This is a genomic window from Herbidospora daliensis, assembly GCF_001570585.1.
Classification (GTDB): domain Bacteria; phylum Actinomycetota; class Actinomycetes; order Streptosporangiales; family Streptosporangiaceae; genus Herbidospora; species Herbidospora daliensis.
The window spans coordinates 134,029-151,739 of the sequence record NZ_BBXF01000009.1 but is presented as its reverse complement, the minus strand read 5'-3'; the positions used below and the strand labels follow the sequence as shown (position 1 = coordinate 151,739).

16 protein-coding genes are annotated in these 17,711 nt (G+C 68.2%); 11 read left to right on the top strand and 5 right to left on the bottom strand.

Annotated elements, in window-relative coordinates:
• Positions 1-34: 34 nt before the first annotated feature.
• The gene (dapA, locus tag AW274_RS34610) at positions 35-952 is read right to left on the bottom strand and encodes a 4-hydroxy-tetrahydrodipicolinate synthase (protein ID WP_083975337.1); all 918 of its coding nucleotides are present in this window, start codon (positions 950-952) and stop codon (positions 35-37) included.
• Positions 953-1,179: 227 nt separating this feature from the next.
• On the opposite strand from dapA, the gene AW274_RS34605 reads away from it, so the two are divergent.
• Complete coding sequence (locus AW274_RS34605) at positions 1,180-1,977, top strand: ArsR/SmtB family transcription factor (RefSeq protein ID WP_232320624.1); 798 nt, start codon at positions 1,180-1,182, stop codon at positions 1,975-1,977.
• Positions 1,978-2,012: 35 nt separating this feature from the next.
• On the opposite strand, the gene AW274_RS34600 is transcribed toward AW274_RS34605, so the two are convergent.
• Positions 2,013-2,540, bottom strand: a complete 528-nt coding sequence (locus AW274_RS34600) for an ATP-binding protein (protein WP_157520895.1) — start codon at positions 2,538-2,540, stop codon at positions 2,013-2,015.
• Between the two features lie 104 nt (positions 2,541-2,644).
• On the opposite strand from AW274_RS34600, the gene AW274_RS34595 reads away from it, so the two are divergent.
• The 3 genes from AW274_RS34595 (at position 2,645) to AW274_RS34585 (ending at position 6,894) form a co-directional block, all read left to right on the top strand.
• Entirely contained in the window at positions 2,645-3,367 is a 723-nt protein-coding gene (locus tag AW274_RS34595; RefSeq protein ID WP_062441861.1) for a GntR family transcriptional regulator, read from the top strand.
• A gap of 2,263 nt (positions 3,368-5,630) precedes the next feature.
• Complete coding sequence (locus AW274_RS34590) at positions 5,631-6,290, top strand: JAB domain-containing protein (RefSeq protein ID WP_232320623.1); 660 nt, start codon at positions 5,631-5,633, stop codon at positions 6,288-6,290.
• Positions 6,291-6,384: 94 nt separating this feature from the next.
• Positions 6,385-6,894: a GntR family transcriptional regulator gene (locus AW274_RS34585; RefSeq protein ID WP_062441858.1), complete on the top strand. Its 510-nt coding sequence runs from the start codon at positions 6,385-6,387 to the stop codon at positions 6,892-6,894.
• A gap of 805 nt (positions 6,895-7,699) precedes the next feature.
• Here the strand turns inward: AW274_RS34585 and AW274_RS34580 are convergent.
• The gene (locus AW274_RS34580; protein ID WP_062441853.1) at positions 7,700-8,158 is read right to left on the bottom strand and encodes a MarR family winged helix-turn-helix transcriptional regulator; all 459 of its coding nucleotides are present in this window, start codon (positions 8,156-8,158) and stop codon (positions 7,700-7,702) included.
• 62 nt (positions 8,159-8,220) lie between these two features.
• Here AW274_RS34580 and AW274_RS34575 point away from each other — a divergent pair, with 62 nt between their 5' ends.
• From AW274_RS34575 to AW274_RS34565, 3 genes are all read left to right on the top strand, one after another.
• The gene (locus tag AW274_RS34575) at positions 8,221-8,589 is read left to right on the top strand and encodes a VOC family protein (RefSeq protein WP_062441849.1); all 369 of its coding nucleotides are present in this window, start codon (positions 8,221-8,223) and stop codon (positions 8,587-8,589) included.
• A gap of 1,068 nt (positions 8,590-9,657) precedes the next feature.
• Positions 9,658-10,917, top strand: coding sequence for an AbfB domain-containing protein (locus AW274_RS34570; protein ID WP_198169549.1), 1,260 nt, complete (start codon positions 9,658-9,660; stop codon positions 10,915-10,917).
• Between the two features lie 11 nt (positions 10,918-10,928).
• The gene (locus tag AW274_RS34565) at positions 10,929-12,341 is read left to right on the top strand and encodes a family 43 glycosylhydrolase (protein WP_083975335.1); all 1,413 of its coding nucleotides are present in this window, start codon (positions 10,929-10,931) and stop codon (positions 12,339-12,341) included.
• Here AW274_RS34565 and AW274_RS34560 read toward each other — a convergent pair.
• A complete protein-coding gene (locus AW274_RS34560) occupies positions 12,328-13,269 on the bottom strand; it encodes a DMT family transporter (RefSeq protein WP_083975333.1) in 942 nt (313 codons plus the stop codon). The genes AW274_RS34565 and AW274_RS34560 overlap by 14 nt on opposite strands.
• On the opposite strand from AW274_RS34560, the gene AW274_RS34555 reads away from it, so the two are divergent.
• The 4 genes from AW274_RS34555 (at position 13,268) to AW274_RS34540 (ending at position 16,863) form a co-directional block, all read left to right on the top strand.
• Positions 13,268-14,707, top strand: a complete 1,440-nt coding sequence (locus tag AW274_RS34555; protein WP_062441839.1) for an aminotransferase-like domain-containing protein — start codon at positions 13,268-13,270, stop codon at positions 14,705-14,707. The genes AW274_RS34560 and AW274_RS34555 overlap by 2 nt on opposite strands.
• Before the next feature lie 91 nt (positions 14,708-14,798).
• The gene (locus AW274_RS34550; protein ID WP_232320622.1) at positions 14,799-15,335 is read left to right on the top strand and encodes a CGNR zinc finger domain-containing protein; all 537 of its coding nucleotides are present in this window, start codon (positions 14,799-14,801) and stop codon (positions 15,333-15,335) included.
• Between the two features lie 38 nt (positions 15,336-15,373).
• Complete coding sequence (locus AW274_RS34545; protein WP_062340742.1) at positions 15,374-15,991, top strand: GNAT family N-acetyltransferase; 618 nt, start codon at positions 15,374-15,376, stop codon at positions 15,989-15,991.
• Complete coding sequence (locus AW274_RS34540; RefSeq protein ID WP_062441835.1) at positions 15,988-16,863, top strand: 1,4-dihydroxy-2-naphthoate polyprenyltransferase; 876 nt, start codon at positions 15,988-15,990, stop codon at positions 16,861-16,863. Before AW274_RS34545 ends, AW274_RS34540 begins: the two co-directional genes overlap by 4 nt.
• Positions 16,864-16,961: 98 nt before the next feature.
• On the opposite strand, the gene dapB is transcribed toward AW274_RS34540, so the two are convergent.
• Positions 16,962-17,702, bottom strand: coding sequence for a 4-hydroxy-tetrahydrodipicolinate reductase (dapB, locus tag AW274_RS34535; RefSeq protein ID WP_062441831.1), 741 nt, complete (start codon positions 17,700-17,702; stop codon positions 16,962-16,964).
• Positions 17,703-17,711 lie beyond the last annotated feature (9 nt).

The following is a 17,711-nucleotide window of genomic DNA, read 5'->3' as shown; positions in this document are numbered from 1 at the left end:
GCACCCCGTGATCATGGGGTGTTGCCAGCAGCACTCAATCTCCTATGACCTTCAGGCCGCCCGCGACGAGGTCGGCGCGGAGCAGCGCGATCTGTTCAGGTGTTGCCTCGACCAGCGGCAGCCGCATGGGACCGGCTTCCTGGCCGACAAGTCTCAGTGCGGCCTTCGCCATGATCGCCCCACCGGCCTGGTTCATGATCCCCGAAATGACGGGGGTCAGGCGCAGGTGGATCTCGCGGGCTCCCGCGACGTCACCCTGGCGATACCGCTTGATCATCTCTGCGAGGTCGACCCCCGCGACGTGCCCGATGACGCTCACGAACCCGGCCGCGCCGACCGACAACCACGGCAGGTTGACCGCGTCGTCGCCCGAGTAGACGGCCAGGTCGGTCGCGAGCATGACCTCGGACGTGGTGTGGAAGTCGCCCTTGGCGTCCTTCACCGCGACGATGCGCGGATGCTGCGCCAGCCGTATCAGCGTCTCACGCCCGATGGGGATGACCGACCGCCCGGGGATGTCGTAGAGCATCACCGGCAGCCCGGTCGCGTCGGCGATCGAGGCGAAGTGGCGATAGAGCCCCTCCTGCGGGGGACGGCTGTAATAAGGCGTGACCGCCAGCAGACCGTGGGCGCCGGCCCGCTCTGCCGCCTTCGCCGCCTTCACGCTGTGGGCGGTGTCGTAGGTGCCGACACCCGCGACCACGAAGGCCCGGTCTCCGACCGCCTCGACCACGGCGCGCACGAGGAGCTCTTTCTCCTCGCCGGTGGTCGTGGGGCTCTCACCCGTGGTCCCGCTCACGACGAGGCCGTCATTCCGCTGCTCGTCGACGAGGAAGCCGGCCAGGCGCTGCGCCGCGTCGTAGTCGACGGCTCCGTCGACGGTGAAAGGGGTCACCATCGCGGTCAGCATGCGGCCGAAGGGGGCGTCAGAGGTTCCAGTTGGCGATGCCATAGACCGAACGGTACCCGGATCCGCCCAAACGGTGGACCCCGCCACCCCGCCTGTGGATAACCGGGTGGGCCCGCAGGCACGAAAGAGGCCGCCGATATGTGCTCGGGGGTACACACATCAGCGGCCTCTATCCCTCAATCGAGCCGTCTTACGGCCGCGTTACAGACTCTTGGAACTTATTTTCCCGCGTTGACATGCAGCCGTTTGGCTGCCTATCGTGCGATGGCGTGGACGACGAGGTTTTCCGTGCGCTGGCCGACCCCAGCCGCCGTCAGTTGCTCGACCGGCTGAACGCCGCCAACGGCCAGACCCTGCGTCAGCTGTGTGACGGCCTGACGATGGCCCGCCAGTCGGTGAGCAAGCACCTGGCCGTCCTGGAGTCGGCCGGCCTGATCACCACGACCCGGCGCGGCCGCGAAAAACTCCACTACCTGAACGCCGAACCGATCAACGCCATCGCCGACCGCTGGCTCGGCCGCTACACCCGGGCCCGGGCGAGCGCCCTGGCCGACCTCAAGACCGCATTGGAGCACCGCCCCATGAGCCCGACCGCGTTCGCCTACACGACGTACATCAAGACGACCCCCGAACGCCTCTGGGAGGCCCTGACCACCCCGGAGTTCACCCGCCGGTACTGGGGTGTGTCACTGGAGTCGACCTGGGAGGTCGGCGCGCCGGTGACGTGGGCCATGGGCGAGGTGCGCATGGACGACCCCGCCCAGCAGGTGGTGCTGGAGTCGAAGCCCCATGAGCGACTGGCCTACACGTGGCACACCCTGACCGACGAGTTCGCGGCGGCGGTCGGCCTGACGGGAGACAAGCTGACGGCGTGGCGGGCGGAGCCGAGGTCGAAGGTGACGTTCAGCCTGGAGCCGATGGGCGAACTGGTGAAGCTGACGGTGATCCACGACGACTTCATGGAGGGCTCGGCGATCCTCCCGGAGATCAGCCAGGGGTGGCCGGCGATCCTGTCGAACCTCAAGACGTACCTGGAAACGGGCGAAACCCTGCCCACCCTGGCGTGAGCTCGCGGGGGTGCGACGCGGATCGCCCCTTTGCCCTACGGCTCCCATGACGGGATCCGATGGACAGTGCTGGCTTGTGGGTCTCCCGGGGAGATCGGCCCCACGGGCACCGAGAGGGGCAGGCACCAGCCGGGCCCGATCTCCGGAAGTGGACGGAGCCGGGCGTCGGGGTCGTCGAGCTGGGCCCAGGAGGTGACGTACACATCTCCCAGACCCTCGTGACCCCACGCCGTGGCCATCGTGCGGACGATCCCGAGACCGCGGCCGTGCTCGTCTCCGGACGAAGGGCGTTTTTCGTGCGGCACGGTCGCCCCGCCGCCAGGATCCGTCACCTCTATACGAATGGAGCGTTCCAGCTTAATAACGCATATGCGGACAATACCGCCATTAGGGATTCTGCTATGGCGAATGGCATTCGAGAAGAACTCGGAAACGACCACCTCGGCATCGGCGGCGAGCGGGTGCCCATCGAGGTAGCGGCGGACGAATAGCCTGGCCACGGCGGTCATCGAAGCGCGTCCAGGCAGGGACAAAGTATGACGATCCACGACAGGATCCTCCACAGGTCAAGAGTAAAGTTGGAATCACAACTGATGGCCATTACTCTGGGTTGTGCATCGGATACGGGAGGATCGGAATTAACGCTTTACAGTCCAAGGATGGATAAGTGGCCAACTCCGATCCGGTTTACCTGCGTGTTGTCGAAGACCTCCGCCGTCAGATAACGGAAGGCCTGTTGCAACCCGGAGCGCCGATTCCCTCACGGCACCAGATCACCCGGAAGTACGGCGTCGGCGAAACCGCCGCCCGCCACGCGCTTCGAGTGCTGGCCCAAGAAGGGCTGATCATCGGCCGCGTCGGGTCGGGCCATCGGGTCCGTCAACGGCCGGACCTGCTCCCGCTCCACCGTGCACAGGCCCACTTCTCGACCGACATGCACGCCGTCGGGCGCCGCCCGACGTGTGACGTCAAGACCGATTCCGCCGAGGCCAGGCCAGACATCGCCGTACGCCTGCGCATCGCCGCCCAATCCCCCGTCACGAGAACGCGCATCGTCTATCGCAGCGACGGCAAACCCGTGCAGCTCGCGGTGTCGTACGAACCCATCGTCTACAACGACGGCACCGACGACATCACCCAGGTCGCCCACCGCCTAGGCGGCAACGGCCTGAAGCTGACCGAGGTGACCGAGCACGTGTACGCACGGGTCCCTCAGCCCGTGGAAAGCGACGTCCTGGACCTTCCGGCCGGCGTCCACGTACTTCACGTGGAACGCACCCACTGGGCGGGCGACAAACCCGTGGAGACCAGCGACGTGATCATTCCGTGCGACCAGTTCCGGCTTGTCTACACCCTTCCTGCTCCTTACGGGGAACAACCGAGCCGCTGAGGCCCTCCTTCCAACGGGTTTCGGGGATGTGTACGACGGGGTCGCGGGGACCTGCTTCGGTGGGGTTCCCGCGACTTCGTTGTGCTCCTCTCTTGAGGTGATGCATCTCGGCGGCTTGGACGGGAGTGGGTTCGCCGAACGTGAGCGGGCTGGCACGCCGGTCGGTGGGTGGCGCGATTCAGCGCGCGGGGCCCTTGGTCGCGTGATCCATTCGTTCGGCAGCACCGGCCAACAGACTCGACGTCCCAAGGCGACTTTGGTCTCTCTGTAGCGGGTGCAGGTAAGGCCAGCCGCACACTGAGGCATGGCGGCTTCGCTCACATCATGGCTGGCAGACCGCAACCCGCCCGCGCAGTCGTGTTCGAACTCAGCCGCAATCTGTTCCTTCGAGGCCGCATCTCCGGTTGATGCACGCCGCGAGTGGATGGTCCCGTTCGATTCGTCAGTGAGTCCTCGTCGGTCTGGATGACAACCGTCAACAGATCTTCGAAGACTTCGGCATCGAGACACGCCGAGCAAGCACTGTCATCCTCATCGGCCCAGCCGAGCGTGCCCAGGTGTGCTGATGCGGCCGGTCGCCGGAACCTCCCGATAGGTACCAGGGACCGGCCCCTCACCGCTCAAGTGCACGGAGTCACGAGCGGTGAGAGCTTGTGGTGGAGCACCGGGCTTGGAACTGACGTAGAAGAAGTCCTTCACGTCGACGGGGCTGCATGTAGCGCCAGCGAACGACAGGAAAGCTCCAACAAGCGGCGCGCTGGTCCAGGCCGAACAGATCGGAGCGTTCCCCAGCCCCTCACCCTGGCCATCTGTCGCAACTGAAAGCCTGCGGCGTGGGAAGCCGCAGCGAGTTTCTCTGGCCTAATCGCCAGAGCTGCTCCCTCACGCACATCGGCCTCGCCAGGGATGGTGCAGGCCATACCGCCGATAGGCACATGGAAGGCCCTGCGATCTACGCATGCCAGTCGTGCATCTCACCAAGCATGCGTGCAGGCGTCGCATACCTGTTCTGCACGGCTGGCGAGCGCCTTTGTCGAGCGTGTGCGCTTGTGCTGCATCCCTGTCATGCATGCCTGCGGGACGCTCCCGACGGTACCCCCCACATGTCTGTCACGTAGCCCCTCGACTTGCCGGTCGAGCTAGCACGCGGGCATTACAAACCAGCCGGGCGCAGCTGCGTGCACGTCGACCCGCTTCTGACATGCCTGTCGAGCCTTCTGGCAGGCACTACACGCCTACCGAACCTTCCCGCCGAGAGCACGGTGTCCGATGTCGATCGTATGGCTGCGGATGTTGCGGGCTTCGGAGAAATGTGAGCTCAGGCGTCAGAACGCACGTGTCGCCACAAAGCAGAGCCCGGCCGTTGACGTCCTCTACAGTGCGCCCTTCTAACCCGCGCTCTCAGCTTCCAGACAGTTCGCCTCGGACCTTCAGCAACAACCGGCCACCCAGTTCCTCACCAGTCCCCGAGCCGCAGCGAACCCATCGATCCTCAGCCACGGCCCCACCCGAAGGTCAACCGGCCGCTGGAAGCTGCCGTTGCGTTCCAGCGGCCGGCCCTCTCACCACCCGGCAAGGCAGGGCAGGTGGTGAGCGCCTGAAGGACCTCCTCTTCGGCACCGCCGAGCAACTCGGCGGCACCGAGCGAGCGTCATCGAGCCTGCGCCGATGTCGCAAGAGGTGTGCCGGTCGCTGGAACTATCCCTCGTGCGTTCCAGCGACCGGCCGCTCGCCGCTCCACGAGTGGGGGCGATGTGGGGCGGCGAGTGCTTTGGGGCGATTCGACACAGGCGGTTGACGATTTTGTGCAGGTGGCTCACGAAGACCGACAAATACGATTTTCCCGAAAGAGGCGCAAAGTCATCCGAAGTAGGCAGGGGAACCGAAGGCGGCGTCCATTTTCTGCAGGCGATAGATCCCGTCGCTCGAGACTCAACCAAAGCGCCACATAACGGGGTTCGGCGGTCAATTCAGCCTTGCGGAGAGCATCTTCATGCCCTCAACGCCGGCGCGCGACAAGCTTCCCGGCCTCAGCCAGGTCGTACAGAAACACCCAGAGAACAGCGCAAACAGACCCAGCCGGTAGTGACGCAGACATACTATCGCGAACGAGGCAACAGGGCGTCCTGGTAGAACAATGTCGTTCTAATCAGGGAAATCGCGTCACATCCACGCCCGGGACATCAACCACTTCCAGCCACAAATCGGATGGACAAATGCGGGCACCGCAAGAACGTCGGTGGGTGATGGTAAAACGAGCGTCATGGGGTTGCGGGTCAAGGACATGGCGGCTGGCGATCAGCCACGTGAGCGTTTGCTGGAGAAGGGAGGAAACGCTCTGGCCGATCGTGAACTACTGGCCATACTTCTCGGATCAGGCAGCCGCGGCATGAGCGCCGTCGAGCTCGCCTCGCGGGTGATCTCCCACTGCGGCGATCTCGGCGAACTCGCGCGTTCGGAGCCGCATCGGCTGCTCAGCGTTCCGGGGGTCGGGCCCGCCAAGGCCGCCCGGGTCGCCGCCGCCTTTCATCTTGTACGTCGCTCGCAAACCGGCCCCGGCCCATTGCGCATCACCTCCTCCGCCGACCTCGCCGCCCTGGTGGCCCCGCTCCTGCGGGAGCAGACGAAGGAGCGCCTGGTCCTGGTCGTGTGCGACGCCGCCGGCGGGGTGCTCCGCCAGCTGGTGCTCACCGAGGGCGGGAGCGACCACACCTCGCTGCCTGTCCGCGACGTGATCACGGCGGTGCTGACCTCGGGAGGGGCGGCGTTCGGGGTCGCACACAACCACCCGAGCGGCTCCATCGAGCCCAGCCCCGCCGACGTGGCCTCGACCGACCACCTGCGGCACGCTTCCGACATCGTTGGCCTCACCTTCCTCGATCACCTCGTGGTCACCGACACCAAGTGGCGCCGTGTTTCTTAATCTCCAATCTACATATAGGTCTAGTCACCGTCTATAGAGACTTAGTAAGTGTCTGGTTCGTGGGTATACGTACTGTTTGGTCTACGATACGAAGATGCTCGACCGAGAGGGACCCGTGCCGGTCTACAAGCAGATAGCCGAGGAGCTCCGGCGGAAGATCGCCGAAGGCGAGCTGAGCCCCGGCGACGCCATCCCCAGCGAGGCGGAACTCGAAGCCGAATACAACGTCGCCCGCATGACCGCCCGCCGGGTGGCCCGCGAACTGCGCGACCAGGGCCTCGCCTACACGATCCAGGGAGAGGGCACCTTCGTGGGCACGCCCGACACCCCGCGGTCGGAGCTCCCCGTCTACCAGCTGATCGCGAAGGTCCTGTCGGAGAAGATCCGCTCAGGCGAGTTCCCGGCCAACCGCGCCCTGCCGAGCGAGAAAGCCCTGATGGCCGAACACGGCGTGGCCAAGGCGACCGTGCGGCAGGCGATCGCGACCCTGCGCAAACAGGGGTACGTGTTCACGGTGCCCTATCGAGGGACGTACGCGACGGCCCGCGAGAAGTGGCCCAAACCGAAGCGCTCGACTCCAGCCTCCCGCCAGAACGGCTTGTGACAACAGGACGCTCACAGACGCGTTTCCGGATACCGGCACCGGCCGAGCAACCCTGGGCGGGTGTCTCCATCGCCTGCCCAGGTGGGTGAGTGAACGCACCGGTCATCAGGCTGGTGTGCGACCGCTGAAGCCGGCTTGCCAGATGAGTCGACGCGCCGTTTACCCAAGCGGCCGCGCGACCGTGCAGCCCCCTTGGCAAATGAGCGACCGCGCGCTTATCCTCGCGGGTCGCGATCCACACGACCCGCCTCGGCCGATGAACGACCACGCCGCTCACCCCAACGGCCACGCGACCGCGCAACCCGCTCTGGCAGATGAGCGACCGCGCCGCTTACCAAAGCGGCGCGCGACCGCGCAGCCAGCCTTGGCAGATGAGCGAACGCACCAGTGATCAGGGTGCGTGCGACCGCTCAAGCCGGCTTGCCAGATGAGTGACCGCGCCGCTTATCCGAGCGGGTCGCCATCTACATGGCCCGCCTCGGCCGATGAACGACCACGCCGCTCACCCAAGCCGCCGCGCGACCACGCAGCCCGCCTTGGCAGATGAGTGACCACGCCGCTCATCCCAGCGGGTCGCCATCCACACGGCCAGCCTCCGCTGATGAATGACCACGCCGCTCACCCCAACGGGCACGCGACTGCGCAACCCGCTCTGGCAGATGCGTGACCACGCGCTTATCCCAGCGGGCGTGTGACGGCACGACCTGTTCCTAGAGCTGTGACCGGAAAGGTTCGCCGAGTTAGATCCTGATCGTCACGAGCCGGCAGCGGCTTCTACGACACGGCACAGGTTTGCGTCATCGCACTAGGTAGCCTCGTCGCTGCTGTGCAGAGAGTCGATCATGCTCTTCAGGAGCCGGGATGCGTCCGACTGCTGGGTCTCGGTCATGCCGGCCAGCATTCTGAGCTCGACCGCCCGGACCGCCGCGGTCGCCTTCTCGAGGCTCCGGCGGCCTCGGGGCGTGAGTCGCGCGGGGAGCGCCTTCCCGATGGGGGCCTCGGCGGGCCTGGTCACGTAGCCATCTCGTTCCAGGGCCTGGAGCAGCACGTTCATCGATTGCCGTGTCACGAACGCGCCGCGCGCGAGCTCGGAGTTGGACAGGCCCGGTCGTTGAGCCAGCAGTTCGAGGCAGGAGTAGTGGGTCACGCTCATCCCGAGCGGCCGCAGCACCTCTTCCATGGCTACGCGGAGGGCATTCGACGCCTCTTTCAGCAGGTAGCCCAGTGACGTCTCCAGGTTGACGCCGGCACCGTTTTGACCCATGTCAGTATTCTGACATAGATTGGCGTGTGTCAGAAAACTGACACACATGGAGGAGCATCGTCATGCCCGTCACCGGACCCGATTTCATCTCGCTCCAAGCACGCGACCTCAGCGCCTCGCAGGCGTTCTACGAGCGATACCTCGGCCTCGTCCGCTCACCGGCCGGGCCTCCGCACGCCGTCGTCTTCGAGACCAGGCCGATCGCGTTCGCCCTCCGCGACGTCGTTCCCGGTACCGATCTCGCCTCCGTGGCCCAGCCCGGCATCGGTGCCGCCATCTGGCTCCACGCCACCGACGTCCAGGCCATTCACGACGCTCTGGCCGCCGACGGTCACACCATCGTCTCCGCGCCGATCGACGGCCCCTTCGGCCGAACGTTCACCTTCGCCGACCCCGACGGCTACCAGGTCACCCTCCACGACCGCGCCTGACGGCCTGGGGCCGGAGCAGGGTCAACGGCATCACCGCCAGTGTCGTGACCGGAGAGGTCGGCCGGAGTCGTGCGGTCAGGTGACAGTGGCCGGCTGCCTCATCGCATGCGTTTCTCGCTGCGGACGCGGGCGCGTTCGCGGCGTGGGGCGGCCAAGACATCGGGGTGGCGGGCGTTGGCGTTGCGCCGGCGCAGGTAGGCGTGCGGCGCCCGGCTCTGGACGCTGTGGTCGGAGCCGGCGATGGTGAACTGGCGTAGCGGCCCGAAGTGTGCCTCGATGGGCTTGGCCCCGGAGGCGTGGGTCGGGGTGAAGCAACTTGACCTTGTTGCGCCTGGCCCCGGTGCGGATGCGCCAGTTCTTGTGCGCGGACGAATTATCCAGGACCCCTTATCCGGGACCACGTAGAAGGAGACGCCGTCCGGGCTGGCCGCAGGGATCGACCGGAGCGCGACCCAGGTGTGATCGTGCCTCAGCATCGCCAGTTGACACCCCGAGCAGGTCATCGCCAGCGGAGGAGCAGCCGCGGAAATAGGTGATCCCCTGGGTGCGCCGGTAAGTGGCCGACCACCGGCCCGAACGGCCCCCGCTCGGCTCAGCTTGCTCCGGCGATGGGGCCGATGCCCGAAGTCCGAACTCATCGAAAGCGCAGGCCCGTTCCGGGCGGTGGGCCAGGGGGTTCCTTCCAGCTATCCAGCGGGCCACTGACCGCACAGCCCCATTGGGCGAATCGCAACCGCACCGCCCATCCCGGCGGGCGCGTGCCCCCCTGACAACTGCCACAGGGCCGACAATGCCGCCCACCCCGTTCGCGCTCTCCAAGCATCGCCACCACCGATATTCCGACTATCGACAACGCCAATGATCCAAACCCCAGCACGAAACAATTCCGCCACACAAAGAGAAAACCGCCCCTCAAATCCAGCACATGTCACCCAGACAACACCACGCAGCGAAAGTTTCAAGCCCACCCCACCCGCCACCTGCAAATACACAAGGTCCCCGTTGACAGGCCCGCCCCTCCGGGTTAGCCATGAGATCCGAATGTTAGCGATAACAGATGGACCCCACATGCTCAGAAGAGTGCTGCTCCCCCTCCTCCTCATCGCCGTCGTCCTCCAGCCCACCCCGGCCAACGCCGCCGGCCCCGCCCCGCACTACCTGATGACGGCCTTCACCAACGCCAGTGAGTCGAACATGTACGTCTACGACTCCAACAACGCCGCCAACTACAACCTGATCAGGGCCAACGCCTACACACCCCCGTCAGGCCTGATCCGCGACCCGAGCGTCATCAAGCACACCGACGGCTACTACCACCTCGTCTACACGACCGGCTGGACGGGCAACACGATCGGGTTCGCGCGCAGTGCCGACGCCGTGACCTGGACGTTCCAGCGCAACGTCGTCGTGGGCCTGAACGGGTCGACGGGCAGCACCTGGGCGCCCGAGTGGTTCCGCGACTCCGACGGGAGTGTGCATGTCGTCTTCTCGGCGTCGACGACCGGGACGGCGGGCCAGTTCCGGCCCTATCGCATCACGGCCACCAATTCGGCGTTGTCATCGTGGTCGTCGGCGACGGCGCTCGGAATTCCGGCCAATTACATCGACAGTTTCATCGTCAAGGTCGACGGTGTTTATCACAATTTCCTGAAGAACGAGACGACCAAGTACATCGAGCATGCCACGTCCACCAGTCTCAACGGGCCTTGGACGTTCGTCGGCACAGGCAACTGGGCCGGGTGGGGGTCGGGGCTCGAAGGGCCCGCGCTGGTGCGGTTGCCGGACAACCGGTGGCGGCTCTACTTCGACAACTATTCGGGCGGGCGTTACTACTACGCCGACAGCTCCAACCTGTCGAGTTTCTCGTCCCGGACCGAACTGTCCGGGCTCTCCGGGACGGCCCGGCACTTCACCGTGCTGCGGGAGGACTCCGGTGACACGACCGCGCTGCCGACCGGCAACCGGTCGCTGCGGGCGGGGTCGCTCTACGTGCGGCACCGCGACTACGTCGCCTATCTGGAGAACGTCTCCTCCAGCAGTGCGCTGCTGGCGCGGCAGGACTCCACGTTCACGGTCGGATCCGGGCTGGCGCATTCCGGGTGCTACTCGTTCCAGGCGATCAACTTCCCGGGCTACTACCTGCGCCACTACAACATGCAGCTGGTCCTGCAGCGGAACGACGGCTCGGCGATCTTCCGCGGCGACGCCACCTTCTGCGCGCGGGGGGCGCTGCTGGAGTCGTACAACCTGCCTGGGAAGTTCCTGAACGGCAGCCTGCGGCTCGATTCGACCGGCACGGCGTTCACCGTGACCAGCCCGCTGGCCTGAGAGGACCCGTCATGCGCCTGTTACGCCTGGTCGTCGCCGTGGCGACGCTGCTGCTCCTGATGCCGTTGCCGGCGCAGGCCAGCCCGGCCGTGCAGTACTCCAACCCGATCGCGGCGCAGCGCGCCGACCCGCACATCTTCAAGCACACCGACGGCTACTACTACTTCACCGCGACGGCGCCCGAGTACGACCGCATCGTGCTGCGCCGCGCGACCACCATCCAGGGGCTGGCGAGCGCGCCGGAGACGGTCATCTGGCGCAAGCACAGCTCGGGTGAGATGGGCGCGCACATCTGGGCGCCCGAGATCCACTTCATCAACGGCCGCTGGTACGTCTACTTCGCCGCCGGCCGCACCGACGACGTCTGGCGCATCCGCATGTACGTCCTGGAGAGCACCGCGGCCAACCCGCTGACCGGCTCGTGGACCGAACGCGGCCGCATCTACACTCCGTGGGACACCTTCTCGCTCGACGCCTCGACCTTCGTCCACAACAACATCCGCTACCTGATCTGGGCGCAGGCGGAGCCGGGCATCTCGACCAACTCCAACCTGTACATCGCCCGCATGGGCAGCAACCCGTGGCAGATCACCGGGAACACCACCCGGCTGACGATCCCGACCCTGTCGTGGGAGACCCGGGGCTACCGGGTGGCCGAGGGGCCGTCGGTGATCCAGCGCAACGGGCGGTTGTTCATGACCTATTCGGCCAGCGCCACCGACGCGAACTACTGTCTCGGCCTGCTGACCGCCTCGGCGTCGGCCGACCCCCTCAACGCCGCGTCGTGGACGAAGAGCGCCAACCCGGTCTTCGTGTCGAGCTCGCAGACCAGCCAGTACGGCCCCGGCCACAACTCCTTCACCGTCTCGGAGGACGGCCAGAGCGACCTGCTCGTCTACCACGACCGGTCGTACCAGAACATCTCCGGCGATCCGCTGAACGACCCGAACCGGCGGACGCGGGTGCAGAAGATCTACTGGCGGGCCGACGGCACGCCCGACTTCGGCATTCCCGTACCGGACGGCGCCACCCCGGTGCGGCTCATGTCGGGCAACTACGCGGTTCGCCACTGGGAGTACCGGGTCAGGCTGGAGACCAACGTGACGCCGCTGGCCGACAGCCAGTTCCGGCAGGTCACCGGGCTGACCGGGTCGGGCACGGTGTCGCTGGAGTCGACCAACTTCCCCGGTTACTTCCTGCGGCACCGCAACCACGAGGCCTGGGTGGAGCGCAACGACAACTCCTCGCTGTTCCGCTCCGACGCGTCGTTCTACCGGCGCACCGGGCTGACCGGCGGCGGGGTCTCCTACGAGTCGGTCAACTTCCCCGGCTACTACCTGCGCCACCGGTCGGGCCTGGTCTGGGTCGAGCAGAACGACGGCACGTCGGCCTTCCAGAGCAGCGCCACGTTCACGCTCGAATAGCGCGGGTGCGCTGGGTGGCGGCCACGCAGACCAGCACGGCCATGGCCGCCACGATCGTCCAGGGGTCGAAGGGTTCGCCCAGCAGCAGGACCGCCCAGGCCAGCGTCAGCAGCGGCTGAGCGAGCTGGGTCTGGCCCGCTCGGGCGATCCCGCCCCGGGCGAGGCCGGCGTACCAGGGGATGAAGCCGAGGTACATGGAGACGAGGCCGGTGTAGAGGAGGCCGGAGACCGACTCGCCCGTGAAGACCGGCTGCGTCGTGAGGGCGAGCCAGCCGGTCAGCGGGACCGTCAGCGGGGCGGCCACGACGAGCGCGTAGGAGATGACCCGCCAGCCGGGGGTGGTCCGGGTCAGCCGGGCCCCCTCGGTGTAGCCGACGGCGGCCGAGCCGAGGGCCAGCACGAGCAGCAGGTCGGCCGTGGTGAAATGGCCGCCGCCGCGCGACAGCGTGAAGACGGTGATCGACGACGCCCCCAGGGCGCTGGCGAGCCAGAAGGCCGCCCGGGGGCGTTCCCCGGCGCGCAGCACCGCGACGACGGCGGTGGCGGCCGGGAGCAGGCCGATGACCACGGCCGAGTGGGAGGTGGACGCGCCCCCGTAGAGGGCCAGGCCGCTGAAGACGGGGAAGCCGAAGACGACGCCGAGGGCGATGACGGCGTAGGACCCGAGGTCGCGGCGGGGCGGCAGCAGCGGGGCCCGCGCGATCAGGAGGAAGCCCAGGGCCACCACCAGGGCGAGCACGGCGCGGCCGATGGCGACCAGGAAGGGGTCGAGGCCGCGCATGGCGTACACGGTGGCGGGCATCGAGCCGGAGAAGGCGAGCACGCCGACGGCGGCGAGGGCGGTGCCGAGACCAGCGCTATCAAGCCGCTCAGTGGATCTGCTACTGGCTACCTTAGTCGGAGCGATAGCGCTACTCTTGGTTCTCATGAACGACGATAGCAGTATCGCTCGTCTCGTCGACAGCCTCAAAGCCCAGGCCGCCACGCTGCGGCCGGGTGACCGGCTTCCCTCCAGCCGGGAGATCGTCCAGGCCCACGGGGTCTCGCCCGTCACCGTCTCCAAGGCGGTCGCGCGGCTGGTCGCCGAAGGGGTGGTCACCACCCGGCCGGGCGCCGGGGCGTTCGTGGCCTCGCCGCCGCGTCCACGGGAGACCGATCCGTCGTGGCAGACCGTCGCGCTGGGCGAGCGGGTCGTCGACGAGGCGCCGCTGACGTCGATCCTGCAGCAGCCCGAGGAGGGGGTGATCCCGCTCACCGGCGGATACCTCAACCCGGTGCTGCGGCCGACCAAGGAGCTCGGCGCCGCCGCCATCAGGGCGGTGAAGCGGCCCGACGCCTGGTCGATGCCGCCGCGCGCGGGGGTGCCCGAGTTGCGCACCTGGTTCGCCGGTGAGACCGAGACGACGCAGAACGACGTGCTCGTCGTCAGCGGCGGGCAGGCCGCGCTGACCCACGCCTTCCGCGGGCTGGCCGCGCCGGGCGATCCGGTGCTGGTGGAGACGCCGACCTATCCGGGGGCGCTGGCGACCGCGCGGGCGGCGGGGCTGCGGGTCGTGCCGGTGCCGGCCGACGAGGGCGGGGTGCGGCCCGACCAGCTCGCCGAGGCGTTCGCGCGCACCGGGGCGAGGGTCTTCTACTGCCAGCCGACGCTGCAGAACCCGACGGGGGCGACGTTGTCACTGGAGCGGCGGCGGCAGGTGCTCGCCGTCGCGCGGGCGGCGGGCGCGTTCGTCGTCGAGGACGACTTCGCCCGCTACCTGACCACCACTCCCCCGCCGCCTCCGCTGGTGGCGCTCGACACCCACGGCACGGTCGTGCACGTGTTGTCGCTCAGCAAGATCACCGCGCCCAGCGTCCGGGTCGCCGGGCTGGTCGCGCGGGGGCCGGCCGCCGCGCGGCTGCGCGCCGCGCAGATCGTCGAGTCGTTCTTCGTCGCCCGGCCGCTCCAGGAGACGGCGCTGGAGTTCGTGTCGGCCCCGGCCTGGCGGCGGCACCGGGCCGCCGTCGCGGCGGAGATCGACGAGCGCCGGGGCATCCTGCTGGCGAGCCTGACGCGGCATCTGCCCGGGGCGCGGGTGGAGCTCGCGCCGAAGGGAGGGCTGCACGTGTGGGTACGGCTCCCGCCCGCCCTCGACGAGGCGGCGCTGGTCGAACGCGCCCAGCGGGCGGGCGTGCTGGTCAGCCCCGGGCGGATCTACCACGCGGCCGAGCCGCCGGGGCCGTGGTTGCGGCTCACCCACACGGCCGCCTCCCATCGTGCGGAGCTGGCCGAGGGGGTCATTCGGCTCGCGAGGGCTTACGGGGAACTCGCGCCTGACGCTCCCGCCGCTTCTTCTGCTGGAAGGCCAGGTAGGCGAGGTAGCTGACATGCATGGCTTTCTCCTTCAGGAATTCGTGACACCAGCTAAAGCGTTACGGGGGTGTCTTCTTATTCCCGGCTAGAGTTCCCCGGAAGGGGTGATCACCGTGTCCGGCCCGGCCGAACTGCTGCGCGACTTCGTCAACACCTACGACGTCGAGACCGATACCGACGACCTGACCTCCCCGCGGGCGCTGCGCGCGTGGCTGGAGAGCCACGGCCTCCAGCCCGCCGACGATCTCGCGCTCGCCAGGAACCTGCGAGAGGGTCTGAGGGCGGGGCTGCGGCACAACCACGACGCGGTGGCGTACACGACCCCCGAACCTCTGGAGGCGGCGCTGGTAGCGCTGTCGCTGCGCGTCGCCCTCGACGGCGGCACGCCCCGGCTCGTGCCGGCCGACGGCGCGGCCCACCGCGGCCTGGCGGAACTCGCGGCCATGATCGCTGCGGCGCACGCCGACGGGACCTGGCCACGCCTTAAGGTGTGCGTCGAGAGCACCTGCCAGGCGGCCTTCATCGACGCGTCGAAGAACCGGTCACGCGCCTGGTGCTCGATGCGCGTGTGTGGAAATCGCACGAAAACCCGGACATATAGGGCACGACGTCAGGCTGAAGGTCCGGGGATGTCCGCCTGACCAGTACGGTGTCATAGGCACAGAAAGGAGCCGGCCAAATGGGTGTCAGACCTGCCCGTCTCGAAGATGTCGACGCGGTGACGAGCACCCAGATCAGGGCGTGGAAGCACGGTTACCGCGATTTCCTGCCCCCCGGCCCGCTGGAGCAGATGACCGGTCAGGCCGCCGAGAAGATGTGGCGGCGCCAGTGGGACGAGGCGATCCTGTCGCCGCCCTCCCCCCGGCACCGGGTGCTCGTCGCCGTGGAACGCGTCGTCCCCGACACCGAAGAGTGGCACGCGCTGGGTCCCGGCGGAGTTCTCGCGGCGCTGCCGACGGCGGCCGAGCGGGCCAGCGACCGGGTCGTCGGGCTCGCCTCCCACGGGCCCGCGGAAGACCCTGATCTGCATCCGGGGTTCACGGCCGAGCTGCTCACGCTGCTGGTCGACCCCAACCACATCCGGCGCGGCCACGGCAGCCGGCTGCTCAACGCGACCGTCGACCACCTGCGCGACGACGGCTACAGCTCGGTGGTGACCTGGGTGTTCGCCGAGAACTACGCGATGCTCGGCTTCCTCGAGTCGGCCGGCTGGGGCGAGGACATGGCCGAACGGGTGCTCGACATGGGCCGTCCGATCCGGATGGTCCGCATGACGACGGACATCTCACGCGCGTGACCACCCCGGCTCAATGGGTCGCCGGCGCGCGGCCCCGCACTCTCCCCGCAGCGGTCGTCCCGGTCGCGGCCGGCACCGGCGTCGCGATCGGCGCCGGTCACTTCGTCTGGTGGGCGGCCCTGGCCGCCCTCTTCGTCGCGCTGGTCCTCCAGGTCGGCGTCAACTACGCCAACGACTACAGCGACGGCGTCAAGGGCACCGACGACGGCCGCGTCGGCCCGATGCGGCTCGTCGGCTCGAAGGCGGCCACCCCGAAGGCGGTGCTGACGGCCGCGCTGGCCTGTTTCGCCGCCGCCGCCGTGGTCGGCCTGGCCCTCGTCGTGGCGACCTCGGCCTGGTGGATGCTGGCGTTCGGGGCGCTGTCGATCCTGGCGGCCTGGTTCTACACGGGCGGCTCCCGCCCCTACGGCTACCGGGCGCTCGGCGAGTTGTCGGTGTTCTTCTTCTTCGGCCTGGTGGCGGTCATCGGCACCGCCTACGTGCAGGCCGGCTGGACCTGGACCGCCGTGTGGGTCGCCGTGCCGGTCGGGCTGCTGGCGATGGCGCTGCTCGTGGTGAACAACCTGCGCGACATCCACACCGACGAACCCGCCGGGAAACGCACCCTCGCCGTGGTGCTGGGCGAACGCCGCACCAGGCTCCTCTACGCGACGTGCCTGCTGGTCCCGTTCGCGTGCCTGGTCCCGCTGGCCTTCGCCCACCCGTTCGCGGCCCTGGGCCTGCTCGCGCTGCCGCTGGCCATCCGCCCGGTCCGCGAGGTCGTGAACGGCCTCGAAGGGCGCGCGCTCATCGCCACCCTCCAGCAGACCGGCCGCCTCCAGATCGTCTTCGGTCTGCTCTTCGCGATCGGCCTGTCGGTCAATCTGGCCTGAAAAGCCGTTCTCTCCGTTACGGCTCCGCCTACCCCGGCACCGACCGCCGCACCGGGCGGAGCACCGCGACCGGCGCCAGCCGGTCGCGGTGGCCTCTCCTAGAGATCGAGCAGCGCGTCGAGGCCAACCGTGAGCCCGGCGGGCAGCTCGCGCACCCGCCGCACCCCCAGCAGCACGCCCGGCGTGAACGACGAGCGGTTCATGGTGTCGTGGCGGATCGTCAGGATCTCGCCGTCGCCGCCCAGGATGACCTCCTGGTGGGCGATCAGGCCGGCCAGCCGGACCGCGTGGACGCGGACGCCGTCGACGTCGGCCCCGCGTGCGCCCGGGAGCTCCTGGGAGGTCGCGTCGGGCATCGGGCCCACCCCGGCCTCGGCGCGGGCGGCGGCGATCAGCTCGGCGGTGCGCCGGGCGGTGCCCGAGGGGGCGTCGGCCTTGTTCGGGTGGTGCAGCTCGACGATCTCGGCCGACTCGAAGAACCGGGCCGCCTGCTGGGCGAAGTGCATCATCAGCACGGCCGCGATGCCGAAGTTGGGGGCGATCAGGGCGTTGGTGCCGGGGTTGGCCGCGAGCAGGGCTCTGACCTCGTCGAGGCGGGCGGGGTCGAAGCCGGTCGTGCCGACGACGGGGTGGACGCCCCGCTCGATGCACCAGCGGAGGTTGCCCATCACCACGTCGGGGTGGGTGAAGTCGACCACCACCTCGGCCTCGGCGATCGGGTCGAGGGCGTCGTCCTTGTCGACGGCCGCCACGAGCTCCAGATCGTCGGCCGCGTGGACGGCCTTGCACACTTCCACCCCGACGCGGCCACGCGCGCCCAGCACACCTACTTTGATCACGTGCTAAGG

Coding starts and splice junctions, on each gene's coding strand:
- AW274_RS34545 (WP_062340742.1), top strand. CDS start 15,374: ATGGGTGTCAGACCTGCCCGTCTCGAAGATGTCGACGCGGTGACGAGC.
- AW274_RS34570 (WP_198169549.1), top strand. CDS start 9,658: ATGCTCAGAAGAGTGCTGCTCCCCCTCCTCCTCATCGCCGTCGTCCTC.
- AW274_RS34555 (WP_062441839.1), top strand. CDS start 13,268: ATGAACGACGATAGCAGTATCGCTCGTCTCGTCGACAGCCTCAAAGCC.
- AW274_RS34560 (WP_083975333.1), bottom strand. CDS start 13,269: ATGAGAACCAAGAGTAGCGCTATCGCTCCGACTAAGGTAGCCAGTAGC.
- AW274_RS34565 (WP_083975335.1), top strand. CDS start 10,929: ATGCGCCTGTTACGCCTGGTCGTCGCCGTGGCGACGCTGCTGCTCCTG.
- AW274_RS34575 (WP_062441849.1), top strand. CDS start 8,221: ATGCCCGTCACCGGACCCGATTTCATCTCGCTCCAAGCACGCGACCTC.
- dapA (WP_083975337.1), bottom strand. CDS start 952: ATGGCATCGCCAACTGGAACCTCTGACGCCCCCTTCGGCCGCATGCTG.
- AW274_RS34590 (WP_232320623.1), top strand. CDS start 5,631: ATGGGGTTGCGGGTCAAGGACATGGCGGCTGGCGATCAGCCACGTGAG.
- AW274_RS34580 (WP_062441853.1), bottom strand. CDS start 8,158: ATGGGTCAAAACGGTGCCGGCGTCAACCTGGAGACGTCACTGGGCTAC.
- AW274_RS34585 (WP_062441858.1), top strand. CDS start 6,385: ATGCTCGACCGAGAGGGACCCGTGCCGGTCTACAAGCAGATAGCCGAG.